Source organism: Neisseria perflava, assembly GCF_024170405.1.
GTDB lineage: Bacteria > Pseudomonadota > Gammaproteobacteria > Burkholderiales > Neisseriaceae > Neisseria > Neisseria perflava_B.
Genome location: NZ_JALJYC010000001.1, coordinates 68,064 through 94,476, shown reverse-complemented (window position 1 = coordinate 94,476; position 26,413 = coordinate 68,064). Strand labels below are relative to the sequence as shown.

The 26,413-nt window shown below is 51.9% G+C and carries 27 protein-coding genes; 6 read left to right on the top strand and 21 right to left on the bottom strand.

Translation table 11 applies throughout. From position 1 onward, the window contains the following. Positions 1 to 180: 180 nt before the first annotated feature. On the top strand, positions 181 to 1,245 hold the full coding sequence (fba, locus tag J2T37_RS00440; protein WP_253353217.1) for a class II fructose-bisphosphate aldolase: 1,065 nt from the start codon (positions 181 to 183) through the stop codon (positions 1,243 to 1,245). Between the two features lie 388 nt (positions 1,246 to 1,633). Here fba and J2T37_RS00435 read toward each other — a convergent pair whose 3' ends face one another. From J2T37_RS00435 to ccoN, 9 genes are all read right to left on the bottom strand, one after another. Then, complete coding sequence (locus J2T37_RS00435; RefSeq protein ID WP_253353216.1) at positions 1,634 to 3,217, bottom strand: L-lactate permease; 1,584 nt, start codon at positions 3,215 to 3,217, stop codon at positions 1,634 to 1,636. 398 nt (positions 3,218 to 3,615) lie between these two features. Then, positions 3,616 to 4,248 carry a 7-carboxy-7-deazaguanine synthase QueE gene (locus J2T37_RS00430; protein WP_437179425.1) on the bottom strand — a complete coding sequence of 211 codons (633 nt, stop codon included), beginning with the start codon at positions 4,246 to 4,248 and terminating at the stop codon, positions 3,616 to 3,618. Then, a complete protein-coding gene (locus J2T37_RS00425) occupies positions 4,245 to 4,619 on the bottom strand; it encodes a DUF1304 domain-containing protein (protein WP_253353215.1) in 375 nt (124 codons plus the stop codon). Before J2T37_RS00425 ends, J2T37_RS00430 begins: the two co-directional genes overlap by 4 nt. Further along, a complete protein-coding gene (gene queD / locus J2T37_RS00420) occupies positions 4,616 to 5,044 on the bottom strand; it encodes a 6-carboxytetrahydropterin synthase QueD (protein WP_253353214.1) in 429 nt (142 codons plus the stop codon). The genes J2T37_RS00425 and queD overlap by 4 nt, the downstream gene beginning before the upstream one ends. Before the next feature lie 2 nt (positions 5,045 to 5,046). After that, on the bottom strand, positions 5,047 to 5,706 hold the full coding sequence (queC, locus tag J2T37_RS00415) for a 7-cyano-7-deazaguanine synthase QueC (RefSeq protein WP_253353213.1): 660 nt from the start codon (positions 5,704 to 5,706) through the stop codon (positions 5,047 to 5,049). Between the two features lie 184 nt (positions 5,707 to 5,890). Next, entirely contained in the window at positions 5,891 to 7,282 is a 1,392-nt protein-coding gene (ccoP, locus tag J2T37_RS00410) for a cytochrome-c oxidase, cbb3-type subunit III (RefSeq protein WP_253353212.1), read from the bottom strand. Between the two features lie 30 nt (positions 7,283 to 7,312). After that, positions 7,313 to 7,480, bottom strand: a complete 168-nt coding sequence (locus tag J2T37_RS00405) for a cbb3-type cytochrome oxidase subunit 3 (protein WP_253353211.1) — start codon at positions 7,478 to 7,480, stop codon at positions 7,313 to 7,315. 4 nt (positions 7,481 to 7,484) lie between these two features. Then, positions 7,485 to 8,096 carry a cytochrome-c oxidase, cbb3-type subunit II gene (ccoO, locus tag J2T37_RS00400; protein WP_253353210.1) on the bottom strand — a complete coding sequence of 204 codons (612 nt, stop codon included), beginning with the start codon at positions 8,094 to 8,096 and terminating at the stop codon, positions 7,485 to 7,487. Positions 8,097 to 8,122: 26 nt separating this feature from the next. Beyond that, positions 8,123 to 9,556, bottom strand: a complete 1,434-nt coding sequence (ccoN, locus tag J2T37_RS00395) for a cytochrome-c oxidase, cbb3-type subunit I (protein ID WP_253353209.1) — start codon at positions 9,554 to 9,556, stop codon at positions 8,123 to 8,125. A gap of 324 nt (positions 9,557 to 9,880) precedes the next feature. On the opposite strand from ccoN, the gene J2T37_RS00390 reads away from it, so the two are divergent. Next, on the top strand, positions 9,881 to 11,635 hold the full coding sequence (locus tag J2T37_RS00390; protein ID WP_253353208.1) for a M61 family metallopeptidase: 1,755 nt from the start codon (positions 9,881 to 9,883) through the stop codon (positions 11,633 to 11,635). A gap of 159 nt (positions 11,636 to 11,794) precedes the next feature. Then, positions 11,795 to 12,229, top strand: coding sequence for a TIGR01244 family sulfur transferase (locus tag J2T37_RS00385; protein WP_253353207.1), 435 nt, complete (start codon positions 11,795 to 11,797; stop codon positions 12,227 to 12,229). Between the two features lie 81 nt (positions 12,230 to 12,310). On the opposite strand, the gene J2T37_RS00380 is transcribed toward J2T37_RS00385, so the two are convergent. The 4 genes from J2T37_RS00380 to J2T37_RS00365 all read right to left on the bottom strand — a co-directional run bounded on the left by J2T37_RS00380 (position 12,311) and on the right by J2T37_RS00365 (position 15,266). Beyond that, complete coding sequence (locus J2T37_RS00380; RefSeq protein WP_253353206.1) at positions 12,311 to 12,745, bottom strand: ExbD/TolR family protein; 435 nt, start codon at positions 12,743 to 12,745, stop codon at positions 12,311 to 12,313. Between the two features lie 3 nt (positions 12,746 to 12,748). Next, positions 12,749 to 13,408, bottom strand: a complete 660-nt coding sequence (locus J2T37_RS00375) for a MotA/TolQ/ExbB proton channel family protein (RefSeq protein WP_253353205.1) — start codon at positions 13,406 to 13,408, stop codon at positions 12,749 to 12,751. A 130-nt stretch (positions 13,409 to 13,538) separates the two neighbouring features. After that, positions 13,539 to 14,492, bottom strand: a complete 954-nt coding sequence (locus tag J2T37_RS00370) for an energy transducer TonB (protein ID WP_253353204.1) — start codon at positions 14,490 to 14,492, stop codon at positions 13,539 to 13,541. 321 nt (positions 14,493 to 14,813) lie between these two features. Continuing rightward, positions 14,814 to 15,266, bottom strand: a complete 453-nt coding sequence (locus J2T37_RS00365; RefSeq protein ID WP_253353203.1) for an Rrf2 family transcriptional regulator — start codon at positions 15,264 to 15,266, stop codon at positions 14,814 to 14,816. 179 nt (positions 15,267 to 15,445) lie between these two features. Between J2T37_RS00365 and J2T37_RS00360 the strand changes: the two genes are divergently transcribed. Together J2T37_RS00360 and J2T37_RS00355 are read left to right on the top strand one after the other, a co-directional pair. Next, positions 15,446 to 15,826 carry a hemerythrin domain-containing protein gene (locus tag J2T37_RS00360; protein WP_253353202.1) on the top strand — a complete coding sequence of 127 codons (381 nt, stop codon included), beginning with the start codon at positions 15,446 to 15,448 and terminating at the stop codon, positions 15,824 to 15,826. A gap of 112 nt (positions 15,827 to 15,938) precedes the next feature. Continuing rightward, positions 15,939 to 17,096, top strand: coding sequence for an NnrS family protein (locus tag J2T37_RS00355; protein WP_253353201.1), 1,158 nt, complete (start codon positions 15,939 to 15,941; stop codon positions 17,094 to 17,096). Positions 17,097 to 17,370: 274 nt separating this feature from the next. Here J2T37_RS00355 and J2T37_RS00350 read toward each other — a convergent pair whose 3' ends face one another. The 7 genes from J2T37_RS00350 to J2T37_RS00320 all read right to left on the bottom strand — a co-directional run bounded on the left by J2T37_RS00350 (position 17,371) and on the right by J2T37_RS00320 (position 24,448). Beyond that, positions 17,371 to 18,252 (bottom strand): prephenate dehydrogenase, encoded by an 882-nt coding sequence (locus J2T37_RS00350; RefSeq protein WP_253353200.1) that lies wholly within the window; start codon positions 18,250 to 18,252, stop codon positions 17,371 to 17,373. Between the two features lie 124 nt (positions 18,253 to 18,376). Beyond that, positions 18,377 to 18,757, bottom strand: coding sequence for a VOC family protein (locus J2T37_RS00345; RefSeq protein WP_253353199.1), 381 nt, complete (start codon positions 18,755 to 18,757; stop codon positions 18,377 to 18,379). A 24-nt stretch (positions 18,758 to 18,781) separates the two neighbouring features. Next, positions 18,782 to 19,576 carry a 3'-5' exonuclease gene (locus J2T37_RS00340; RefSeq protein ID WP_253353198.1) on the bottom strand — a complete coding sequence of 265 codons (795 nt, stop codon included), beginning with the start codon at positions 19,574 to 19,576 and terminating at the stop codon, positions 18,782 to 18,784. A 1,471-nt stretch (positions 19,577 to 21,047) separates the two neighbouring features. Next, positions 21,048 to 21,917, bottom strand: coding sequence for a lipid A biosynthesis lauroyl acyltransferase (locus J2T37_RS00335; protein ID WP_253353197.1), 870 nt, complete (start codon positions 21,915 to 21,917; stop codon positions 21,048 to 21,050). A gap of 121 nt (positions 21,918 to 22,038) precedes the next feature. Beyond that, on the bottom strand, positions 22,039 to 22,782 hold the full coding sequence (locus J2T37_RS00330) for an NADPH-dependent oxidoreductase (RefSeq protein ID WP_253353196.1): 744 nt from the start codon (positions 22,780 to 22,782) through the stop codon (positions 22,039 to 22,041). Positions 22,783 to 23,077: 295 nt separating this feature from the next. Continuing rightward, positions 23,078 to 23,620 carry a crossover junction endodeoxyribonuclease RuvC gene (gene ruvC / locus J2T37_RS00325; RefSeq protein ID WP_253353195.1) on the bottom strand — a complete coding sequence of 181 codons (543 nt, stop codon included), beginning with the start codon at positions 23,618 to 23,620 and terminating at the stop codon, positions 23,078 to 23,080. Positions 23,621 to 23,644: 24 nt separating this feature from the next. Further along, the gene (locus J2T37_RS00320) at positions 23,645 to 24,448 is read right to left on the bottom strand and encodes a carbon-nitrogen hydrolase family protein (protein ID WP_253353194.1); all 804 of its coding nucleotides are present in this window, start codon (positions 24,446 to 24,448) and stop codon (positions 23,645 to 23,647) included. A gap of 258 nt (positions 24,449 to 24,706) precedes the next feature. On the opposite strand from J2T37_RS00320, the gene J2T37_RS00315 reads away from it, so the two are divergent. Then, the gene (locus J2T37_RS00315) at positions 24,707 to 25,021 is read left to right on the top strand and encodes a porin (protein WP_253353193.1); all 315 of its coding nucleotides are present in this window, start codon (positions 24,707 to 24,709) and stop codon (positions 25,019 to 25,021) included. 307 nt (positions 25,022 to 25,328) lie between these two features. On the opposite strand, the gene rfaQ is transcribed toward J2T37_RS00315, so the two are convergent. Further along, positions 25,329 to 26,408, bottom strand: a complete 1,080-nt coding sequence (gene rfaQ / locus J2T37_RS00310) for a putative lipopolysaccharide heptosyltransferase III (protein ID WP_253353192.1) — start codon at positions 26,406 to 26,408, stop codon at positions 25,329 to 25,331. Positions 26,409 to 26,413: the final 5 nt, after the last annotated feature.

Below are 26,413 nucleotides of genomic sequence, written 5' to 3'. Positions count from 1 at the left end.
AGATTATCTTCGATATTGCCCGCCTTGCAAATCCGATGGGGCTTTTTAACCTGTATCAAACCGTTTCGTTGCGCGGTTATTAATATATGAAACCAATGTAGCGTATTGTAGTCTTTTTCGGCGGAAAATATTATAATCAGGGCGGAAACCCCATCAATAATCATTTTAGGAGATATTTATATGGCACTTGTATCCATGCGCCAATTACTCGACCATGCGGCGGAAAACAGCTACGGTCTGCCCGCGTTTAATGTGAATAATCTCGAACAAATGCGCGCCATTATGAAAGCGGCCAATCAGGTGAATGCGCCGGTGATTGTGCAGGCCAGCGCGGGCGCACGCAAATATGCCGGTGCGCCCTTTTTGCGCCATCTGATTTTGGCGGCGGTGGAAGAGTTTCCGCATATTCCGGTGGTCATGCACCAAGACCACGGCGCGTCGCCTGATGTGTGCCAACGCTCGATTCAATTGGGCTTTTCGTCTGTGATGATGGACGGCTCGCTGCTGGAAAACGGCAAAACCCCGTCCAGCTATGAATACAATGTTAACGCCACCCGCACCGTGGTCAATTTTTCCCATGCCTGCGGCGTATCGGTTGAAGGCGAAATCGGCGTATTGGGCAATTTGGAAACCGGCGAAGCGGGCGAAGAAGACGGCGTGGGCGCGGTAGGCAAACTTTCCCACGACCAAATGCTCACCAGCGTGGAAGACGCGGTGCGCTTTGTGAAAGATACCGGCGTGGACGCTTTGGCGATTGCGGTGGGTACGTCCCACGGTGCATACAAATTCACCCGTCCGCCCACAGGCGAAGTATTGCGTATCGACCGCATTAAAGAAATCCACGAAGCCTTGCCCAACACCCATATCGTCATGCACGGCTCCAGCTCCGTACCGCAGGAATGGCTGAAAGTGATTAACGAATACGGCGGCAACATCGGCGAAACCTACGGCGTGCCGGTGGAAGAAATCGTCGAGGGCATCAAATACGGCGTGCGCAAAGTCAACATCGACACCGACCTGCGTTTGGCCTCAACCGGCGCCATCCGCCGCTTTATGGCGGAAAACCCGTCTGAATTCGACCCGCGCAAATACTTGGGCAAAACCGTGGAAGCGATGAAACAAATCTGTCTCGACCGCTATTTGGCGTTCGGCTGCGAAGGCCAAGCAGATAAAATCAAACCGGTTTCGCTGGAAAAAATGGCGCAGCGTTATGCCAAAGGCGAATTGGATCAGATTGTGAAATAAGGTGTTCAGCTGAACAATCTGTTTAGGTTTAAATGAAATGCCGTCTGAAAAAATGATTTTTCAGACGGCATTTTGGTTGTGCGGCGGTATTGGGGAAATGTTATCAACATATCGCTAAGAAACCGATTCTGCATATAGTCAAATTATCTAAAAACCAAACCAATGTGTAGATTGGGCAACTTGTTGCCCAATCTACAAGGTTTTTAGTTTGCTTCTTAACGGATTTGACTATATAGGTGGCTGAGTGTAGCAGTTCGGCGAAGCTCACCAACCATCGAGGCTGCAAGCAAAGCTTCGGCTACGCTCAGCCACCTGATGTTTCTGCGCAACCACAATAAAGGCTGTCTGAAATTCAATTTTCAGACGGCCTTTATGACTACTTCATCCGTTACATAAAGAATATCATCGCAATCACCACCGCAATAATGCCGTAGATAAACATCGGAATTGCGGTTTTCTTGATAATCGCGCCTTCTGCCTTATCCACCCCCAATACGGAGCATACGGCGATGATGTTGTTGATACACACCATATTGCCCATCGCGCCGCCGACCGACTGCAAAGCCAGAATCAGGGTAACGGATAAGCCGGTGTCCACAGCGATTTGCTGCTGAATCGGGCCGAAGGTCAGGTTGGATACGGTATTCGAGCCTGAGAAGAATGCGCCGATGGCACCCAAATACGGCGAGAAGTAAATCCAATGTTCGCCTGCCATGGCCGCAAATTCCTTACCGATAATTTTCACCATCGAATTGTCGCCGCCGACCATCATCAGTTTCACCATAATCAGCGCGCCCATCAAGGCCAGCAGCGGTTTTTTGGTTTGATTGAACGTGCCAACGTAGAATTTCCAGACATCATCAAATTTGGTTTTGTACAGCGCAATGCAGATCCACACGGTAAACACAAACGGAATCCAAGCGGGTACATACAGGGTTTGGTATTTCTCGGCCACATCCGTGCCAAAAATATTGGCGAAAACAATCGTCAGCGATTGGGTCACGGTAATGTCGCTCAAACCCGGCAGCGAGAAGCTGAACCACGGCTCGGCGCTGGTAAGCAGACCTTTCAGGCCGAGCTGTTTGATACGGGTCACCACCAACATGCCAATCAGCATACCCAAGGGCGCCAAGGCTTTGGCGGCTTGGATAAACGGCACTTTCTCGGCATTCGGATCTTTAGCATACTCTTTGCTCAAGCCCCAGCCTTGGTTGGCGGCAAACACGGAAATGGTCAAACCGATGGCACCGGCTACCAGCGATGGAAACTCTTCGTTGACCATCGCCAGCGCCACATAAGGAATGGTACACGACAAAATGCTGATATAGACAAAGCCGATGTTTTTCTTGATTTGCGCCCACGGCACGATAAAGCTCAAGCCGATGACGGGAACGATGAAACCGGCGAAGAAATGCATGATACCGGTTTGGCGACCGATTTCCATAATGCTTTCATGGCTCAAATCCAACGGGGCGAAACCGAACCAAGTCGGCGTACCTACCGCGCCAAACGACACCGGCACGGAGTTCATCACCAGCGTAAAAACCGCCACTTTCAAGGGATTGAAACCCAAGCTCATCAGAATCGGCGCGGCAATCGCGGCAGGCGTACCGAAGCCGGAAGCGCCCTCAATCATAAAGGCAAACGCCCAACCGATAATCATCAGTTGCGCCACGGGATTCGGGCTGATGTTTGCCAGCCATTTTTGAATTACATCAATACAGCCGGTGGTTTCCATCATGCGGTTAAACATAATCGCACCGAAAATCACGGTAATCGGCGTCAGCGTTGACACCAGACCCGAAGCGGCCGTGGCGTTGAGCAGCATAAAATCGTCGTTGAAATAAGCGATTTTAATCACATAAATCAACACGGCAATCAGCGGCAGCGCGACATAGGAAGGCATACTGTTTTTCTTCACCATCAGCCAAATCAGCAAAACGATGGGAAAGATACTGAGAAATAAAGCCATGAAACTTGTCCTCTTGATACATAGTAAACGGCATGTCCGCAGCGGAAAGGCCGTCTGAAACATCACGGAAGGCAACTGTATGATTCAGTTTTACCTTAACCATTTTGAAAATTGGTTTTACCAATTAACAAAATCTGTCGCTTACTTTACGTAATACGCTGTAATTAGTCAAGCCATTTTTGCAGTACCCTTCCCCTGCCTATCGCCTAGATAAATGTTTTGCATTAATATTTTAATTATTAAAATTTTACGAACCGTTCTTAAAAAGCCGTTTTTTATCGCTTTTAAACGCAAAAAGGCCGTCTGAAACCGCAAAAAATAACATACGGTTTCAGACGGCCTAATCATCCTTTCAACGTTTATTGGCGATAACGCCCGCAGAGCGGATGCTGCAAAAACTATTCAATCCCCGCCCATTTATGCGTCTGCACGCTCAACTGCCAATGCTCGCTGGCATCCGGGCTGCTGTTGAGCAGACCGATTTGGCGGATGGTATCGTAGATATTCATCACTCCCTCTTGCTCGCACGGCGACAGGTAGTAATGCTTGGCGCGGATTTTCTGCGCCATCGCAGCGGCAAAATCCAACACATCGCCGTCGGCCACAATGCGTACTTCGTCTGCCTCGGCAATACACTGCTTGTTATATTTGGCGGCATAGCAGGCTTTCGGGCTGGTGGCGACAAAATCAATCTGCGGCGGCGCGGGATTGAGGCCGTTGGTTTCCATGCACAGGCGGTAGCCTTTCGCTTTGAGCGTATCCAGCAAAATGTCCAAATGCGGCTGGATGGTGGGTTCGCCGCCGGTAATGATGATGTTGCGGGCGGTGTAGTTTTTCAGACGGCCTAAAATTTCACTCAGGCTGACCATCTCAAATGTCAGGTAATCGGTGTCGCACCAACTGCACGCCAGATTGCATTTACCCAAACGGATAAACACGGCAGGCATACCGGTGTTGTAGCCTTCGCCCTGCAAACTTTCAAACATTTCCACCAAGCGGTATTGCGGATCGGCAGGTCGGATTTCGGTCATGACGCGCTCCATACTGCAAACATGGCCAAGCATGCGGACAAGCCCTGTTTCCATACAATGCCTTTATTGCCACTGGAAATCGTGCCCCATACGGCGGCGGCAATGACAAAACCGAGTACCAACATCAACGCGCCGTAGCGCGCATTATCCGGCGCGGCAAACTGCGCCCAGAGCAAGCCGATGGCGAGAAAGCCGTTATACAGCCCCTGATTGCTGAACATGACCTGTACTTTTTTCTGCGCCATAAATTCTTCGCTCATGCCGAACAGTTCGGCCGCTTTTGCGCTCGGAATCTGCGTCATCTCCAAATAGGCGATGTAAAAATGCTCCGCCGCTACCAGCAGCACCAATACGGTTGCCATCCAACTCATGCGTCCTCTCCCTCATATTCGGCGCAGGAAGTCGGCGTTTCCCACAGTTTCACGCTGCATACTTTGATACCGGCGTTTTTCAGACGGCCATACATCACCATGCTCATGTTTTCAGCGGTAGTGCGGCAGTCGAGGCGCAGGGTTTTCATGTTCCAGCCTTCCAGCAGCGCGGCAATTTGGCTTTCGCGCTCGTTTTGGCCGTGATAGATGAAAGCATGGTCAAAGGGGTCGGTAATCTCGCGTTTGACCACGGCTTTCAAATCGGTGAAATCCATGACCATGCCGTCTTTGGCGCCACCTTGAGTCAGGCCGTCTGAAACGGTAATTTCCAACTTGTAGGTGTGGCCGTGCAGGTTTTGGCATTTGCCGTCATGCCCGTCGAGCATATGCGAAGAATCAAAAGAAAAGATTTTGGTGATTTTCATGTTCAGACGGCCTCTTTCTGCGCCAAATATTCCGCCAAACCGCGTTCGCGCAAGATGCAGCTCGGACATTCGCCGCACCCGCCGGCCACGCCGTTGTAACAGGTGTGGGTGTGTTCGCGCACATAATCCAAGCGCCCCAATTTATCGGCCAGCTGCCAAGTTTGCGCTTTGGTCAGATACATCAGCGGCGTATGGATTTGGAAAGCGTAGTCCATCGCCAGATTGAGGGTGACATTCATGGATTTGACGAATACGTCGCGGCAGTCGGGATAGCCGGAAAAGTCGGTTTCGCATACACCGACGATGATATGCCGGATGTCCTGCCCTTTGGCGTAAATCGCGGCATACAGCAAAAACAGCGCGTTACGACCGTCCACAAAGGTATTGGGCAGGCCGTTGTCAGCCGTCTGAATTTGCGCACCGTCGCTCATCAGAGCGTTATGGGTAATCTGCTGCATCAGGCTCAAATCGAGCACCGTCTGCTTGATACCCAAATCCTGCGCAATCCAGCGCGCACGTTCCAATTCGATATGGTGGCGTTGACCGTAGTGGAAAGTGATGGCCTGAACATTGTCACGGCCATAGGTTTCGATGGCCTGCAACAGGCAGGTGGTAGAATCTTGGCCGCCGGAAAAGATGACCAAGGCTTGTTCGTTTTGCATTGTAGAATCCTAGTTTTGTTATCGCGGGAGGGTTGCGAACCGCGTATGGCTGAAAAATCAAAAGACTACGGATTATAACCGATTTTCAGACGGCCTGCCTTCGGCAAAATCAAGGCCGTCTGAAAACAAAAATCCCTTACCCTAAACAACTTTAGAGTAAGGGATTTTTATCGGATAGAAAGATTTAGCCTTCTACTTTTACCTCTACGCGACGACCTGCCGCATCATTGCCTTGCGCGGCAGTGGTGTTTTCAGGTTTGCGCAGTTCGATGTTTTCCACTTTCACACCTTGCGCTTCCAAGAAAGCCTGCACCGCTTGCGCGCGTTTTTTAGACAATTCGGCATTGGCTGCAGCATTGCCGGTGCTGTCGGTATAACCGCTAATCACCAAGCGTTTGCCTTCTTTGCCCGCTTTAACGATGTCGGTCAACACGGTAGCCGCATTAGCCGGAACTTCGCTTTTGCCGGTGGCAAAATAGAATGTGCCCAGCGGTTTGCCGTCATTAGCATTAAATACAACATCAGACACATCGGCAGCCGGAACAGCCGGTTGCGATGCTTGAGCCGCAGCCGGAGCAGAAGCAGCAGACGCTTGTACCGGAGCAGCAGAAGCAGCAGCGGGAGCAGCTTCAACAGGTTTGGCCGGTGCTTTACCGTCTTTGTTGGACAAACCCCATACATAAGCAGTCATGATGTGCAATTTGTCTTTATCCAAGAAATTGCCCCATGCCGGCATTTGGCTGTGACGGCCGTTGGTGATGGTCTCAATAATTGCTTTTTGCGTACCGCCCCACAGCCAAGTGCTGTCGGTCAGATTCGGGCCTAAACCTTGGATACCTTGGCCTTTGTCACCGTGGCAGGTAAAGCAGTTGGCCGGGCCGCCGTGGAACAAGACATCACCGCGAGCGGCACGGTCTTCGTCGTATTGGCCTTTCGGTTTAGACAGAGACATCACATAGTTAGCCACATCTTTCACGCGCTCTTCACCCAAAGCAGGCCCCCAAGCAGCCATCACACCGGTACGGCCGTTTTGGATGGTTTCTTGGATTTTTTCAGGCGTACCGCCCCACAACCAGTCGTGGTCGGTCAGGTTCGGGAAACCTTTGGAACCCTTCGCATCCGAGCCGTGGCATTGGATACAGTAGGTGTCAAACATGTTTTTACCGATTTGCTGCGCTTGAGGGTCTTTGGCTACCTGCTCAATCGGCATATTGGCGAATTTGGCATACAGCGGTTTGTATTGCTCTTCCGCTTTTGCCACTTCTTTTTCGTATTGGTTGTGACTGGTCCAACCCAACAGGCCTTTAAAGTCGCCCAGACCCGGGAACAGTACGATATACACCGCACCGAAAATCCAAGTCAGAACATACAGCCAAAACCACCAACGCGGCAGCGGGTTGTTGTATTCGGCAATACCGTCCCACTCATGGCCTGTGGTTTTAACCTCTTCGCCTTTCTTCTGCTTCACTACGTTTTGAGAAAACAGCAGCCAAGCCAAACCGATAAAGCTGAGCACGACAATGGCAGCAATGTATATATTCCAGAAATTACTGGTAAATTGGGAAGTTGTGTTCATTATTTTGCTCCGTTGGCACGGATTAACCGGTTATTGCCCGTTTTTATTATCAAGAGAATTTTCATCGTCATCGAAAATGCTGCTGGCTGCTTCATCATAGTTTCCCTTATTGCGCCGATTAAACACAATATAGATAACCAAAACGAAGCTGATGAAAATCCATAGCGTAAAAAGCGTGCGTACCCAGTTAATGCCCATGCTGTTACCTTACGTTTTTCAATGCCAAGCCCAAACCTTGCAGATAAGCGACAACGGCGTCCAACTCGGATTTGTTTTTCAACTCTTCCGGCGCTTTGGCCAAATCTTCATCGCTGTAAGGCGTACCTACGGCGCGCAATGCTTTCATATGGGTTACGGTAGTATCGGCGTCTACCTTATTACGCGCCAACCAAGGGAAGGCAGGCATATTGGACTCCGGTACCACGTCACGCGGATTGTTCAAGTGGATACGGTGCCACTCGTCCGAGTAGCGGCCGCCGACACGCGCCAAGTCCGGACCGGTACGTTTGGAACCCCATTGGAACGGATGGTCATAGACAGACTCACCGGCAACGGAGTAATGGCCGTAACGCTCGGTCTCCGCACGGAACGGACGAATCATCTGCGAGTGGCAGTTGTAACAACCTTCGCGCACATACACATCGCGACCGGCAATCTGCAGCGCATTGTAAGGCTTCACACCGGGAGCCGGCTGAGTGGTTGCTTTCGAGAAGAAAAGCGGCACCACCTCAATCAGCAAACCGACACTGATGACAAGCAGAGTAAAGACAATCAGGAAGCCGACTTTTTCTTCAGCTAGTTGTTGTAGTTTCATTTTGGTAGCCTATCTTTCTTATACTTTTAGTGGTGTTGTGCTTGAGAAACCGCAGGAATCTCAGCATTCACAGCTTTACCGCTAACCGCAGTACGGTAAACGTTGTAGGCCATGATGACCATACCGCTTAAGTACAACAGACCGCCGACTACACGAATCAGATAGTAAGGCATAGTACGTTTTACAGACTCTACGAAAGAATAGGTCAGCGTACCGTCGTCGTTCAGCGAACCCCACATCAAACCCTGCATCACACCGGCAATCCACATGGCGGCGATATACAGCACCACGCCGATGGTGGCAATCCAGAAATGCGCTTCAATCAGCTTCACGCTGTACATTTCTTTGCGGCCGAACAGACGCGGAATCAGATAGTAAATCGAACCGATGGTAACGAAACCCACCCAACCCAAAGCACCGGCATGCACGTGCGCAACAGTCCAGTCGGTGTAGTGGCTCAGGGAGTTGACGGTTTTGATGGACATCATCGGGCCTTCGAAGGTGGACATACCGTAGAAAGACAATGACACAATCAAGAATTTCAAAATCGGGTCAGTACGCAGTTTGTCCCACGCGCCGGAAAGGGTCATGATGCCGTTAATCATACCACCCCAAGACGGTGCAAACAGAATCAGCGACAGAATCATACCCAAAGATTGGGTCCAGTCAGGCAGGGCGGTGTAGTGCAAGTGGTGAGGGCCTGCCCACATGTAGGTAAAAATCAACGCCCAAAAGTGAACCACAGACAAGCGGTAAGAATAAACCGGACGGCCTGCTTGCTTCGGCACAAAGTAGTACATCATGCCCAAGAAGCCCGCAGTCAAGAAGAAACCCACAGCATTGTGGCCGTACCACCATTGCACCATGGCATCAATCGCACCGGCATATACAGGATATGATTTCATCATACCAGCAGGGATACTGATGTTGTTGACAATGTGCAGCAGGGCAACCGCCAAGATAAACGCACCGTAGAACCAGTTGGCCACATAGATGTGTTTGACTTTACGTTTGGCAATAGTACCGAAGAACACGATGGCATAGGCAACCCATACCAAAGTAATCAGGATATCAATCGGCCATTCCAATTCGGCGTATTCTTTACCTTGGGTATAACCTAAGGGTAAACTAATGGCAGCTGCAACGATGACTAACTGCCAACCCCAGAAGGTAAAAGCAGGCAGCCAGCCGCCGAACAGACGCGCATTACAGGTACGTTGCACCACATAATAAGAAGTGGCGAACAAACCGCAACCGCCGAATGCGAAAATCACCGCATTGGTATGCAGCGGACGCAGACGGCCGAAGTGCAGCCAAGGGCCGATTTCGGATAAATTGAGCGCCGGCAGGTATAATTGGGCGGCAACAATCACGCCGACCAGCATACCCACGATGCCCCAAACTACAGTCATGATGGCAAACTGGCGCACCACCTTGTAGTTGTAAGTTTGTGTGTCCATTAGAGTCTCCATAAATTATGGGAATGAGATTTTTATTTCTCCGACCCGCGTTTTCATAGAAAACAGCTAAGGCGAAGTTTAAATTTTTCTAAATTTAACATACATACAACGATGAGCCAAGCAATATTACACTCCTCAAAATCGTACAGCCATGCACCAAATAATTTAAAAATCCATCAAAATCATTATATTGATTTAACGGAATGCGTATTTTACCCGTATGTATTTTTCAAGTCCCCTTTTTCAGATGTCTTGTTGATGTAAATTAAATATTTTATTTCCGAGCAAACATACTAATAAAATTTAACAAAATGAGTGATAAATATGATTAATTATAAAATCCAACCTGAATTATGCAGCCATCAATGGAAAATTACATTAAGTTTCATGCAAAACAATCATTTGCCTATTGATTTGCGCCTGCCTGACTGGGTGCCGGGCAGCTATCTGATTCGGGATTTCTCGCGCCATATTATGCAGATTCAGGCGTTTTGCGACGGACAAGCCGTTGCGCTGGAGCAACTGGATAAGAGCCGTTGGCAAGCCCGAGGCCAAGCCGGAGCGTGGCAGATTTGCTACACCGTTTATGCGTTTGACTTATCCGTACGCGGCTCGTTTTTGAGTACCGAACGCGGTTTCTTCGACGGCGCCTGCCTGTTTTTACAAGTCGGCGGGCGTGAAAACGAGCCTCATCACATCGAGCTGCAACAGCTTCCTGCAAACTGGGCGTGTGCCACCGCCCTGCCCTGCGTAGCGGAACATCATTTTCAGACGGCCTCTTATGCTGATTTGATAGACTGTCCGGTCGAATTGGGGCAGATTGAATTTCTGGAGTTTAAAGCAGCCGGTATCCCGCACCGCATTGCCTTGAGCGGTTTTTATGCTGATTTTGACCGCGCCCGCCTGCTGGCCGATGTGCAGAAAATCTGCGAAACCGAGCTGGCGATGTTCCCGCAGCCCGCGCCGTTTGCAGAATACCTGTTTTTGCTGCATGTCGGCGACAACATCTACGGCGGCCTCGAACACCTCAGCAGCACCGCCCTGCTTGCCGACCGGAACAGCCTGCCGCGTTACGGCATGAAAGACGCGGATGACGCTTATACCCAGCTGCTCGGCCTGTTCAGCCACGAATATTTCCACGCTTGGAACGTCAAATCCATCAAACCCGAAGTGTTCGCACCGTATGACCTGCACCGTGAAAACTACACCGAACAGCTGTGGGCGTTTGAAGGCATTACCTCTTATTACGACGATTTGTTTTTGGCACGCAGCGGTGCGATTGCACCTGCGGCCTATGCCAAACTGCTGGCGCAAACGATTACCCGCGTGCAGCAGGGCAAAGGCCGTCTGAAACAGACGCTGGCCGAATCCAGCTTTAGCGCGTGGAATAAGTTTTACAAACAAGACGAAAACAGCTCCAACGCCATCGTCAGCTATTATCAGAAAGGCGCATTGGCCGCGCTTTGTCTGGATTTGCTTATCCGTAAAAAAAGCGGCGGCGCATGGTCGCTGGATAAGGTCATGCAGCAGCACTACCGCGACTGGATTGCGACCCGTCAAGGCATACCCGAAAAACAATGGCAGGTACGCTGCCAAGACCTTACCGGCTTGGATTTGCACGACTTTTTTCAGACGGCCTTATACAGCACCGATGATTTGCCGCTGGCCGAATATTTGGCAAGCGTCGGGATAGAATTGAGCTGGCAGCCGCTGCCGCGCAGTCACGGCGGCGGCGTAGCAGACGAGATACCTGCCGATACCGCTCCTGTTGGCGATTTCGGCGCACGTTTCAAACAAAACGCCGACAGCATTACCCTCAGCCAGGTGTTTAACGGCAGCAGCGCGGAAAACGCCGCTTTGTGCCCACAGGATAAAATCATCGCCCTCAACGGCTATGCCTGCACCGACTTTGCCGCGCAGTGGGCGCAACTGGCAATCGGCACGCAAGCGCGTCTGCATTTCTTCCGCGCAGGCGTGTTGCACGAAACCGTCATTACCGTGCAAGCCGCCGAAGCAGACACCGCCCTGCTGGTTATCCGCGACAAGGTGTTGTTGGAACGCTGGCTGGCGGGAAATTAAGTAACCGCGCGAATGCCCCGCAATACAACAAGCCACGCGCAAACTGTGTAAAATAAATTATTGCCTGCATATCCAACTGGTTTTAAATCATTTCACTGTATTTTCAGACGGCCTGCCCTACCCTGCCGTCTGAAACCCTAGCCCAACAAAGAAATCCTTATGGCTATTTTAAAACTCACTGACAATTTATACGTTTCGCCGCAACTGACCGAAGCCGATGCCCGACAAGCCGCTACGTTGGGCGTTCAAACCGTTATCTGCAACCGCCCCGATGATGAAGAGGCCGGGCAGCCCTCTGCCGGACAAGTCGCCCGTTGGCTGGAAAACACCGGTATCCGCCATTTCCACCACCAACCGGTTGTCGCACCGGCCATCAACGCCGCCGACGTTGCCGCGTTCCATGATTTGTTACAGCAAACCGAAGCCCCCGTTTTGGCTTACTGCCGCACAGGGACGCGCAGTTCGCTGTTATGGGGCTATTATCAGGTGCAACACGGCATGAGCGTAGAAGCGGTGGAAACCGCTGCCCGACAAGCAGGCGTGGATTTGGCAAACTTTACCGCCCGTCTGCAACAGGCGGCGCAAGGTTTGTAATCCTTACATAAATAATCAAAGGCCGTCTGAAAACTATTGCTTTCAGACGGCCTTTGTCTTTGCGGATAATAACCGATACGCTTATTGCGCCTTGGTTTCGGTGACAAAACCGATTTTACTGATACCGGCTTCGCGTGCCGCGCCCAATGCTTTGTTGACGTAATCGTATTCCACCGCTTTATCTGCGGCAATCGCCACGATGGTGTCTTCATTGGTCGCTTTCGCATCTTTCAAACGCGCGGCCACATCTTCAACACTCAGCTTGGTTGCCGATTCCGCACCGATGTAATAGCTACCATCAGAAGAAATAGTTAACCGCAGCGGCTCTTTCGGCTGTTTATCCTTTTTCGCCGCCTGCTCGGAAGCGGTCGGCAGCTCCAGCGGAATGGAATGGGTCAATACGGGCATGGTAATCATAAACACGATTAACAACACCAGCATCACGTCCACCAGCGGGGTGACGTTGATTTCAGACATCGGCGCATCATCGCCGGAATTCATCGAACCAAATGCCATGACTTAATCCTTTTGGTTCAACAGACGAACATGCAGGTCATAAGCGAAATCGTCCATGTCTTGCGACAGGGTTTTCTTGCCACGATTGAGGAAGTTGTAAGCCAAAACCGCAGGAATCGCCACAAACAAACCAGCAGCAGTAGAAACCAAGGCTTCACCAATCGGGCCGGCAACGGCGGCAATACTCATTTGGCCGCTTTCGCTGATGTTAATCAACGCGTGGTAAATGCCCCATACCGTACCAAACAGGCCGATAAACGGCGCAGTCGCACCAATCGAAGCCAATACGGTCATGCCGTCGTCAAATTTGCCCAAAATTTTGCTCATGCTGTTGCGGATGGCGGTCACCAGATATTCGTTGAGCGGCAAGGCATTCGCCAGCGTTTTGGCGTCGCTTTGACGGTAGCTTTGATAGGCGCGTACCGATTCGGTGGTCAAATCGCTGATGGGCGAATCAACGGCTTTCACTTTTTGCACCGCGTCATTCAGCGTAAACGCATCCATCACAATTTTTTTCGCAGCAGCATTGCCCTGCTTGGCCTTACGCAGTTTGATGGTGCGCAGGATAATTACGCTCCAAGTAACAATGCTCATCACAATCATCAACAAAAATACACTAATTAGGACGACATCGCCCGATTGAAATACCAATGATAAATTCATACTCTTTCCAAAGCTCAATAAAATTTAAAATTCTGCCGCTTAGCGGCGGGAAACGAAACACAAGAGTTCCATTTAATTTAAACTGTTTGATATGTTTCATTCAAAAATGAAACGTTCTTTTCAGACGGCCTTAACCACCTAAACTAAAACGTACTGGCACACGGAATTTCGTCCATACGCTGGCATTGAAATGACCATTTTGCGCTGCTTGTTTCGCTGCACGGTCAAGACGTGCCGAACCGCTGCTCTTGGTCACGCTTACCGAAGCAACATTACCGCCTGGCGCAACCAATACGCTCAACACCACCGTACCTTCTTCGCCGTTTTCCTGAGACAAAGTCGGATAAGGTGGGGTCGGAATCGAACCGGTAGCACTCACAGGATTGCTGCGGCTGCTGCCTGCACCACCACTGCCCGACCCGCCGCCGGAACCGCCGGCTCCTTCGCCGTGATCGCCTTTGGCGCCGCCGCTGCCTTTACCGCTGCCCTCGCCGCGTCCGCTGCCTTCGCCTTTCGTGCCGGAGCCTTTGCCTTTGCCGTCTTTGGCACCGCTGCCGCCTTTACCACCCTCGCCCGCTTGCGCGGAAGGTGCGGCAGCCGCCGGTTTGTCGGCAGGTTTTTCAGACGGCTTGTCGGCGGCTTTCGCTACCGGTTCAGCCTTCGGCTGGGGTTTCGATTCGGGTTTGGGCTGCTCGACCGGCTTCGGTTTTTCAACCGGTTTGGGTTTCTCGACAGGTTTCGGTTTTTCCTTCGGCTGCTGGATGTCGGCATCCGCTTTTTTGGTAACCACCGGCTTGATAACCGACTTTTCTGGCTCGACCGGTTTAGGTTTTGGTTTGGGCGGTTCGACCTTGGGCTTCGGCTTGGGCGGCTCGGGCTGCGGTTGGGGTTGCGCCGCCGAAGGTGCACCTGCACCTTCGGGCGCACCGTCGCCGCCGCCGAAATCGCCCAAATCGACAAATTCGATATGCTCCACACTCTCCTGAATCTGTGGGGCGGCTTTCCACAGCAGAGCCATCAGCCCGACATGCAAAAGCGCCACTGCAGCAATAACCGTGGGGTTTGAAATTCGTTCATTCTTCATAGTGTCAGCATATTAATGGCAATTATTTCTATTTGCAATCTATTTTTACTACAAGTTCTGCAAGCGACTGATTCGTCACGCAGTGGATATTTTCTAATGAAATCAGATTATTGAATTTCGAGTGATTTTACTATTCATTATCAGATACACGCAAGTGAAAAAGGCAGTATTCTTCCATTGCCTTCAATGGAGAAACTGCCTTTTTCCCTATCTGCCGTCTCTTTCAGACGGCCTGAGGCAACACCGATGGCGGCCTTATACGCAACATACCGCCCGCAGCATTATTTTGTAATTTATTTACAACACTTTTTACCCGCCCCATCAGGCTTCTTCAACCGCCATGATGTCGATTTTCGGTACATACAGCAAATCATAAGTGCGCTTGTTGAGCATATCTTCCAAAGTAAAGCCGTCCAGATAATTGAAAAACGCTTTGACCGCCCCACCCAACACCCCGGCCAAGCGGCACGACGGGGTAATCAGGCATTCGTTGTGTTCGCCCATGCATTCGACTACCTGCATGGGTTCGAGATGGCGCACCACCGCGCCAATGTTGATTTTATCGGGCGTTGCCGCCAACTTCAGGCCGCCGCCTTTGCCGCGTACGCTGTCGAGAAAGCCGCCTTTGACCAGCGCGGTCACCACTTTCATCAGGTGGCTTTTGGAAATGCCGTAGGTCTCGGCAATGGTGCTGATATTTACCAGCGCGTCGTCGTTGATGGCGGTGTAAATCAAAACGCGCAAGCCGTAATCGGTGTGTTGTGTCAGGTGCATGATGTTTTCCGTCCGGTTGCCAAACTGCGGGGAAAAGCGCCCTGTCGGTTTGACTTTACCGCATATTAAGTTTCATAATAGATGAAACTTATAATTTAATCGGGAAATTGTCAACCCGCTGCCGCCGTTTGCGATGATGAGCTTTCCCGCTACCAACCGAACCTGCCGAGACCCTTGCCATGAAACCCTTGAAACGCCATCCGGCATTGATTGAATTATCCCGCGAACACCATCATTCGCTGGCTTTGTGCGTGCGTATTTTGCGCACGCCGTCTGAAAACCACCAAGCGGAAATTTCTGCGCATTTTCCTGAATTGGAAGCCCATTTTCAGGAAGAGGAACGCCAGTTTGCCCCGCATTGGGCGCACATCGACCCGGAATTAAAAGCCCGTTTCGAGGGCGACCATGCTACCCTGCGCGGCATGATGGCGACGCCGGACTACACCAGCGAAGCGTGGAACACCACTTTCGCCACCACCCTGCGCGAACACGCCCGCTTTGAAGAGCGCGAGCTGTTTCCGGCGGTAGAGCCGTATTTGGGCGAGATCGAAGCAATTTGAAAATCGTGAGGCCGTCTGAAAATCTATTTATTTTCAGACGGCCTTGCCTGATTTATGCAGCAGGCAAATCCGCTAAACCCATTTCGTTTACAATAAAAACCTAAGGAACACCATGAGCAAGCTGTTTACACACCCCGTTTGGGCGATGGCCTTCCGCCCCCTATATTCGCTGGCGGCGCTGTACGGCGCATTGTCGATTCTGCTGTGGGGCTTCGGCTATCAGGGCACAGGCGAGCTGCCCTCGTTTTACTGGCATGCGCACGAAATGATTTGGGGCTATGCCGGTCTGGTAGTGGTCGCTTTTCTGCTGACCGCCGTCGCCACATGGACAAGCCAGCCGCCGACACGCGGCGGCGTATTGGCCGGTTTGACCGCCCTGTGGCTGCTGGCGCGTATCTGCGCGTTTATCCCTACTTGGGGCACAGATGTCAGCGGCGTTTTCGGTACGCTGTTTTTCTGGTATGCCGCCGTCTGCATGGCGATTCCGGTGGTGCGCACGAAAAACAAGCGCAACTACGCCGCCGTGTTTGCCCTGTTTGTCTTGGGCGGCACGCATATGGTGTTTCACCTGCGCCTGCATGCGCATGATTACGCCGCGCTGCTGGGCGGCTTGCAGGCCGGACTGATTGTGGTGGCCGGTTTTATCGGCTTAATCGGCACGCGCATTATCTCGTTTTTCACGTCCAAACGCCTGAACGTGCCGCAAATTCCCAGCCCCGCTTGGATGGCGCATGCCGCGCTGTGGCTGCCCGTCATTACCGCCATGCTGATGGCGCACCAAATGCTGCTGCCCGTTGCCGCGCTGTGTGCCTTTGCCGCCGGTATCATCAGCCTGGTTCAGCTTTACCGCTGGTGGTATAAAGCGGTGTTGAAAGAGCCGATGTTGTGGATTTTGTTTGCCGGATACCTCTTTACCGGACTGGGTTTGATGGCGGTCGGCATGTCGTATTTCCAACCGTCATTCCTGAGCTTGGGCGTGCATTTAATCGGCGTCGGCGGCATAGGCGTGTTGACGCTGGGCATGATGGCGCGCACCGCGCTGGGGCACACCGGCAATGCGATTTACCCGCCGCCCAAGGTCATTCCCGTGGCGTTTTGGCTGATGATGGCGGCCACCGCCGTGCGCGTATTGGCGGCCTTCGTCGGTGGTACAGCCTATAACCACAGCATACGCTGCTCCGCCGCGCTGTTCGCCCTCGCGCTGCTGCTGTATGCGTGGAAATATATTCCGTGGCTGATTCGTCCGCGTGTGGACGGTCGGCCGGGTTGAGGCTTGAATAAACCAATGCCGTCTGAAAAATTTTAAATTTTTCAGACGGCATTTTTGTTTTCAATTACTAAAATAGCAACGCAAAAAGAATACCAAATAATAAAGCAACCACTGGAGTCAAACCTACCAACAGTAAGAACCAAGTTATCATTTTCCCAATTTCTGAAAACCAATCGGAATTATTTCCCATACTTATTTCTCTTATATTGCACACGTGTACGCATCATGGCATAGGATAGCATATTTTCAGACGGCCTTTTTACGTAATCCTGCCCTACTGCCCTTTCTGCCAATCGTCCCGCGTCTGCCGCGCTTCGTCAAAGTATTGGTACAAGCCGTCTTTATTATCCGTTTCCAACATGCCGCGCAAGGTGTTGAGCTGCGTTTGCAGGCCGCCGAGCAGGGCGAGCAGGCTGTTTTTGTTGGCCAGACAAATATCCGTCCAAATCGCTGGGTGGCTGGAGGCGATACGGGTAAAGTCGCGGAAACCGCTGGCGGCGAATTGAAGGTAGGTTTGGCCATCGGGATGATCGAACATTTCGTGGACAAAGGCAAACGCCAACAAGTGCGGCATATGCGACACGGCGGCGAAAATGGCGTCGTGTTCCGCCGCGCTCATGCGGTAGGTGCGTGCGCCAACAGCCTGCCACAGCGCTTCGATGCGCTCGAGGCCGTCTGAACGCTCGCGGCCGTGCGGCGTGATGATTAATTTTTTATCCTGATACAGGCCGAACTGCGCCGCCAACGCGCCGTGGCGGTCGGAACCGGCAATCGGGTGGGCGGCAATGCAGTTGGGCAGAAATTCGGTAAGATGGTTTTGGAACGCGGCCACGGCGGATTGTTTGGTACTGCCGACGTCGGTAATCAGGGTATCCGCGCCGAGAAACGGTTTCACCGCTTCGCAAATGGCGCTCATGGTGGACACCGGCGTGGCGATGATGACGATATCCGCCCCGCCTACGCTCTCGGCATTAATGTCGGTATAGGCAGCGTCGATGACGTTGCGCTCCAAGGCGCGGTCGAGGTTTTCGCGGCTCAAATCAATGCCGACGACTTTTTCCACCAACCCCAGCCGTTTCAAATCCAAGACAAACGAGCCGCCAATCAGTCCGACACCAATCAGGGTGATTTGTTTTACAGGAGCGGGGTCGGTCATGGCGGGCTTTGTGCGGGAAAACGGAAAGACTTAGTTTACCTGATTGGCGGGGCGGCTGAAAGACCAGGCCGTCTGAAAATGGGGATTTTTTCAGACGGCCTCAAACTTCAATGATTCTTGCGATTCACACATACTCGCTGATTTCAATCAGATTGCCGTCAGGGTCGCGGATATACAGCGAACGGATAGCGCCCTCTGCGCCGGTGCGCCCGACAATGCCTTCGATAACGGGAATATTGTTCGCCTGTAATTCTGCCGCCACCTCCGCCAGCGGCGTTGCGCTAATCAGGCACAAATCTATTGCGCCGCACGTCGGCTGCGCGGCTTTGGGCTCGAATTCGCGGCCTTTTTGGTGCAGATTGATTTTCTGGCAGCCGAATTTCAAAGCCTTGCGCCCGTTGCCGAAGGTTTCTTCCTGAAAACCGAGCACCTGCGTATAAAAAGCAATGCTCCGCTCAATATCGGCAACCGTCAGCACAATATGGTCGATATGGGAAATCTGCATACACCATCCTTTTTTTCAGACGGCCTACCGCCACGCCGCTACAAATTCCTGCCAATGCGCTTTATCCGCCGCCTGCTCTTTCAGATAGCTTTTCAGGCGTTTGACTTCGCGCTCGTATTCGTCGCCGTCGAGTGCGCCGCTCATCAGGCGGAAGCGCAGATACATCAGGTAGGTGTTGGCCGCGTCGGTTTCGCAATAATCGCGGATGTCTTTCAGACGGCCTGCATGGTAGACTTCCCACACCTTGCTACCATCCATGCCCAGCTTGCCGGGAAAGCCGCACAACTTCGCCATATTGTCCAGCGGCACATTGGCGCGCGGCTGGTACAGCGCCAGCAAATCCATCAAATCGCAATGGCGGCTGTGGTAGCGGCTGATGTAGTTGTTCCATTTGAAATCGCGGCTGTCGCCGAAATCGCCCTCGCCCATGTCCCAATAGCGGGCGGCGGCAATGCCGTGGATTAAGGCGCGGTAGTGCAATACCGGCAAATCGAAACCGCCGCCGTTCCAGCTCACCAGCTGCGGCGTGTGGTTTTCGATTAACTCGAAAAACTTGGCAATCACCGTTTCTTCGCTGTCGTCGGGTTCGCCGATGGTACCGACATGGATTTTTTCGCTGCCCCAGCGCATACAGCAGGAAATCGCCACCACCTGATGCAGGTGCAGTTGCATAAAATCGCTGCCGGTTTGGGCGCGGCGTTTTTGCTGGGCAAACAGCACCACTTCTTCATCCGGCACGCTCTCGGGCAAATCGTGCAACAGGCGGATACCGTGTACATCGGGTACCGTTTCAATGTCAAAAGCGAGAATCGGGGTCATGGCGCGGCTTTCTAAGCAGTGGAACTGATACGCATTGTGGCATATTTCAACACACAGGAGGGCACGCCTGGTTGTCCTGCGTGCTGCCTGATTCAGAAGGAGTAGCACCCCGCCTGAATAGGCTCTGATTCTACCGCCATCAATAGCAGGGTTTCAACCGTTAAGGGAATTCTGATGAAAACGAGAATAAAAAAAGAGGCAACCCCCCACAGGATTGCCTCAATACCTCAAATCAGAGATTTACGCTTCACAAACAATACAGGCTTTCGCCTGCGGCTTTACCTGCGCGGCTCAACTCCGCGCCGATAAAAAGGCGTTGCACCGGAAGGAATCGAAACGCGTGCAACGTCCCCTAGGGGAAACCATACTTATCCAGGCCATACGACTGCCTGAACAGGTGTAATTTCATGTAGCGGAATTTACACTAATTTGTTGCGGTTTTCAAGCGGTCAAATTTGGCATGTCAAAATTTTAAATGAAAAGATAATTTTATAATTATTTAATTTTTTAAAACTATCCTTTAGTATTTTGCAAATTTTACCGAAGATAATTTCTCTAAAATCATCAAAACAGAAATTTTATATCTGTATATTTTAAAGCCGAATCATTTAATCCGGTTTATACAATATAATAACCACATGATTTAAAATGAAATTAAATTTAATACATTAATCAACACTCCAAACCCAGAGCCAAGCAGGCCATTTTCTACCCGATTTTGACCAATTTCAAAAAGGGGAAATAAAAATATCCTATAAAATACAAGGATACCGTTCTATTTTATGGTTAGACCAATTTCCAATTCTTTCAGACGGCCGCTTCGATTCAAAATAAACAAACCTGTCTGACAACAAGAAATGTGTAATTTGGGCGTAATCGGCTGTTCAGATTTTTCCCACCGCTCAATTTGCTGACTGCCGGTTCAAGAAACAGGTGTGATAGTAGAATCACTAAAAAAACCAAACTGAGTAGGTTGGGATGAAATCCCAACGGGCATTTGGGCAAATGTTGGGTTTACAACCCAACCTACGCAGTGCTTATGGTTTGGTTTTTAACTAACGTGAGTTCGGGATAAGTGTTTTGAATATTTTTATTATTTTCAGAATCATACATAATTCCGGCAGACAGAAAATCGCCAGATTTTCGTCATTCCCGCGCAGGGGGAATCCAGAAGCCCGACATTTCTGTAATGTTTTCAAAGTATCAGAAGCTCAAACGTCTGGATTCCCGCCTGCGCGGGAATGACGAATCCTCGCGGATTCTGTCTGCCGGAAGAAACACGTTTCTGAAATTTAAAAAGATATTCTATCTGCTTATCCCGAACTCACGTTAACTAATTCTACTATACCCAAGTATTTGGCATGATGTTGAAACGGCTGACGGCAATAGAAAAGGCCGTCTGAAAATTAAAATTTTTCAGACGGCCTTCCGTTATCGGCAAACAGCTAAAAACCTTATCCAATACGAGCATTTAATAAAATCCGGCCTCTCCTTCCGGGCGGGTTTTAAAACGCTTATGCAGCCAGTAATACTGCGCCGGCTGCTCGCGGATACGCGCTTCGATAAAATCGTTCATGCGCTGGGTGTCGGCCACGACATCGTCGCTGGGGAAGTTGTCCCACGCCGGATAAAAGCGCAGGGTCACAGTATTGTCGGCCTCGCGTGTGGGAATGGCGGGGATGACTTTCGCGCCGGTCATGGCGGTGATACGGCTCAAGCCGGTAATGGTGGCGGTGGGAATGCAGAAGAAATTGACGAAAATGGAATCGTTGCGGCCGAAATCTTGATCGGGCAGATACAGAAACGGCGCGGCGCTTTTGCGCAGGTGTTTGATAATCGCGCGCAAGCCTTCAGTGCGGCCGATGAGAAACACATTGTCGTAGCGGTAGCGGCCTTTCAAAATCTGCTCGTCCATCGCTTTATTTTTCTGGTGCGAATACATGCTGGTCAGCGGCACATCCTGATTGAGCGTATAAACCGCCATTTCAAACGCGGTAAAGTGCGGATAAAGCAGAATCACTTTTTCGCCCGCCGCAAGCGCGTTGTCGAGATAATGTTTGTCCTGATAGTGCACGAATTTGCGCAGGCGCTCGGCCGGGGCGTACCAATACAGGCCGTATTCAAACAGCAGCTTGCCCATGTGCTGGAAATGGCGTTTCAACACTTTCTCGCGTTCGGCTTCGCTCCATTCGGGAAAGCATTTCTGCAAATTCACCAAGCCGACTTTGCGGCGCGGCTTGACGGCGTAATAAGCCAGCCAGCCGGCGCCGTCGGCCAATAAATGAATCAGTTTGAACGGCAAGAGCTGAATCAGATACAGCAGAAAAAAAGCAAATTTCATGGCGGTAAGGCGTTTGTTTTTAAAATGAGATGGCGGAATTATAACAGCAAGGCCGTCTGAAATTTAAATTTCAGACGGCCTTGCGCAATATTCGGCGCGTGCACGCTATTCATCGCCCAATTCAGTAAAAAAATCCCTGTTTGCGGATAACCTTGCCCAACACGGTACGCTTGGCCTGCTGCGTATACGTGTAAGCCGCTGCCATATGGCTGAAGGTTTCGGCACGGCTGCCGCTGGCGCGTTGGCCGTAATAGTCGGCAAGCGCCTTATCGTAGGCGGCCAATGCGTCCTGCCGTTCGCCCACGGGGACATAGCGGTTTTCCATATGCACGATTTGGGCAGGCAGGCGCGGTTTTTGCTGCGGCGTTTGGTCGGGATAACCCACCGCCAGCGCGAACACGGGGAACGTCAGCGGCGGCAGGCCGAGCAAATCCATCACTTTTTGCACATCATTCAAAATGCTGCCCAAATACACCGCGCCCAAACCCAAACTTTCGGCGGCAATCACCATATTCTGACAGGCGGCGGTGGCGTCGTACACACCCGCCAAAAAGCGGTCGGCCGAACCCTGATGAACCGGCTCTGCGCCCTGCATACGCGCAATTTCGGCATTGCGCGCGGTGTCGGCGACAAACATAAACAAATGGCCGTTGTCCGCCACATAATCTTGCGTGCTGATGTCGCGCAAAGCGTTTTTCAGCTTGGGGTCGGTAATGCTGATGATGGAGCAGGCCTGCATATAGCTGCTGGTGGAGGCGGCTTGTGCGGCTTCAATCAGCAAATCTACTGTTGCTTTATCCAAAGGCTGCGCGGTAAATTTGCGGATACTGCGGTGTTGCAGCAGGGTGTTTAGGGTTTCGTTCATGATTTTTTCCTTTGTGTTTGCGCCAAACCGTAGGGTACGTTAGCCTCCTCAAGCGGTGTAACGTACCGATTAGCGAATATTTAAAGTTTCCATGGCGTGCAAACATCCGCTAATCGGTGCAATACGGCGTACCGCCTATTGCACCTTACCTGTTTGTCATCATGCATAGGGTGGTTTTAACCCACCATCCCACGATATAAAGCGGATAAATGGTGGGTTAAAACCCACCCTACACGATTGTGACTGCAAGACAACGACAGAGTTGCAACCCCGCCCTATGGCCGTCTGAAAACCCTTACCGCTGAAAACGTCCGCGTTTAATCTGCATCCCGTCGGGATTGAGTTTGTTGGCCAAACCATGATTGCGCAAAGCGTGGGTAAGCGCGACGGCCAAACCGTCGGCGGCGTCGGCCTGCGGCGTGCCCGACAAGCCCAGCATCTGCACCACCATATGCTGCACCTGCTCTTTCGCCGCCTTGCCCTGCCCCACCACCGCCTGCTTGACCTGCAAGGCGGTGTATTCGTACACCGGCAGGCCGCGCATGGTCAGGGCGGCAATCGCCGCGCCCCGCGCCTGCCCCAACATCAGCGTGGCGGCGGGGTTGACGTTGACAAACACCTGCTCGATGGCGGCATGGTTGGGGTGGTAGGTTTCAATCAGCTCGCCGATGTGTTCGCAGATAATGGCAATGCGCCCAGCCAGCTCGTCGCCGGGGATGGTTTTGATACAGCCGGACGCGACGTATCGGTGTTCGCGCCCATATACATCGACAATGCCGAAGCCGGTAATGCGGCTGCCGGGGTCGATGCCTAAAATGCGGATGGGGGTTTTGTTCATGGGCGGATTATAGCGCAAAGGCCGTCACAACACCCTATGACGCAACGCCAGTAATTTCGTGCGCACGCTGTTTAAACGCGCCGCGTCCAAATCCGCGACCACCACGCCTTCGCCTTCGGGCAGTTCCGCCAACACCTCACCCCACGGGTCGATAATCATGCTGTGGCCGTAGGTGCGCCGTCCGCTTTCGTGCACGCCGCCTTGTCCCGAAGCGATGACGTAACACTGGTTTTCCACCGCCCGCGCCCGCAGCAGCAATTCCCAATGCGCCTGTCCGGTGGTGTAAGTAAACGCGGCAGGCAGCAGCAACACGTCAAACGGCTGCTGCGCACGGAAAAATTCGGGAAAACGCAAGTCGTAGCACACCCCCGCCGCAATATTCACGCCCTCCGCCCGCCAATCAGGAACGGCCTTGCCTGCGCTGATGGTATCCGCCTCCGCATAGCGTTCCGCCCCTTCGCTGAAACCGAACAGGTGCATTTTGTGGTACAGCCCGATTTGCGCCCCGCTGCGATCATACGCCAGCATGGTGTTCATCACCTTGCCTGCCTCGGCGCTTTGCAGCGGAATGGTGCCGCCAAACAACACCACGCCGCATTCACGCGCCGCCTCGCGCAAGGCCGTCTGAAACCTGCCTGCGCCCAAAGGCTCGGCAAACGCCAGCTTGTCGGTGTCCTTACGCCCCATAATCGGCCAGTATTCCGGCAGCAATACCCAATCCGCGCCCTGCGCCGCCGCTTCTTTAACCAGTCGGCGCATGGTGCGGATATTTTCGTCGGGGTCGGTGGTGGAAACCATTTGTACGGCGGCGGCGCGGAGGGTGTTCATCTTTTTCCTTTCATTTTATAGTCGTTTCGTTAATTTGAGACAAGACAGCAAGCCGCAGGCAGTACGGGTAGTACGAGTCGGCTGACTTGCTGCTTCAGCAGCTTAGTCAAGCCCCCTCTTTGAGCAAGGCGCAGCAATGCCGTATCAAATTAATGGGACGGCTATATGACGGTCTTTTCAGACGGCCTTTGCTAGAATTATGATTCATTTACACCATCGGTTGCTATACTTTTCGGCAAAATATTCAGGACACCCGCCATGAAATTTTCCCTAGTCCCCGTCTGCCTGCTGCTGGCCGCGCCCGCGTTTGCCGATACGCAGATTTACGGCACGCTCAAAAGCGGCATTGAAGCCTCGCAATACAAATACGGCGGCAAAACCGTATCCGACAGCGGCGTTTCCGATTTCGGCAGCTATGTCGGCATACGCGGCTCATACCCCATCGGCGGCAGCAATAACGTCATCTGGCAGTTGGAGCAGGATACGCCTGTCGGCAACGACAACAACCGTTCGCGTATCCGTTGGCAGCGCGATGGCGGCAGCGGGGAAAGCTATATCGGGGTCGGGCAGTAAGGCGGTTGCACCGTAAACATCAACCGTAAACATCAAAGGCCGTCTGAAAAACCGTTTCTGTTTGGCAGAATATGGTTTTCAGACGGCCTTTGCATATATCAAGTAGAGGGAATTCAAGATACGTTAAAAGAATATATTTTTGAATTTCAGAAACATACTTTGTTAGACAGACAGAATCCGCAAGGATTCGTCATTCCCGCCTGCGCAGCTAATGACGAAAATCCGACGCTTTTCTGTCTGCCGGAAACATTACTATTCTAAGAACAATGGAAATATTTTAAATTCTTATCTCAATCCCCACAGCAAACTACCCCTGCTGCAAACCCAATTTCTCCGCCACTTTTTTCCACACCGCTTCCAGCGGAATCGCGCTTAAAAGGCGCGTGTGGTTGTCGGTGTTAATGCTGTCCGGATCAGGCAGTTCGCCGTAATCGCCCGCCCAAATAACCTCGGCTTGGTCGGAATACGGCCGCCAGCGGCTGACCCAAGTCGGGCCGAACAGCGCCACTTGCGGCTTATCCAGCGCCGCCGCCATGTGCATGGGCACGGAATCCACGCCGACAAACAGGCTCGCGCCTTCAATCGCCGCCGCCAGCTCACGCAGGTTGAGATTGCCGTTGAGTGTCCACACGTTCACACCCTCGTGGATTTTCAGACGGCCTTTGATTTCTTCAATCATCGTCTGCTCTTCTTTTGACGGTGCGGCGGTCAAGACTACGTTTTGACCGTGGTTGAGCAATAATTGCACCACCGCCGCGTATTTGCCGTCTTCCCAACATTTAAACAGCCAGCGCGAACCCGGGTGTATCAAGACATACGGCTCGTCGTTCCAGCCCTGTTCGCGCAATTTTTGGCGCAGGCTGATGCGGCTGTCGTTGCTGATTTGCATGCGCACTTTGGCGGGATATTCGTCCGGCTGCATTAAGGGCGGCAACACCGCCAAATGCCGCTCGACCACATGACGGGTCACATCCAAATCGGGATTGACAAAATCATGGCAAAAGCGCCATAAGAAATTGTCGCGCTTCTCATACGCCAGCGTCACGCTGCATTGGGCGCACAGTTTGGCAATCACCACCGCACGCCATTGGTCGTTGAGGTTAAACGCCCAATCGTAACCGCGCGCCTTCAAGCGGCAAAACAAATCTTTTTCATGCTGCCACTGCGCCTTTTTGCCCTGCTTTTTCCATTGGCGGTCGATGGTGAAAATCTGCGCGATTTGGCTGTTGTCGCGAATAATATCGGCCGTTTCCTGATACACCAGCATGTCCACTTCGCAATCGGGGAAGCGGTGTTTGAGCGCGTCGGCCACAGGCGTGGTCAGCAATACGTCACCGTGATGGCGCAACTTGATGATTAAAATGCGTTTCGGTTGGGCAAGCGACATGAGCG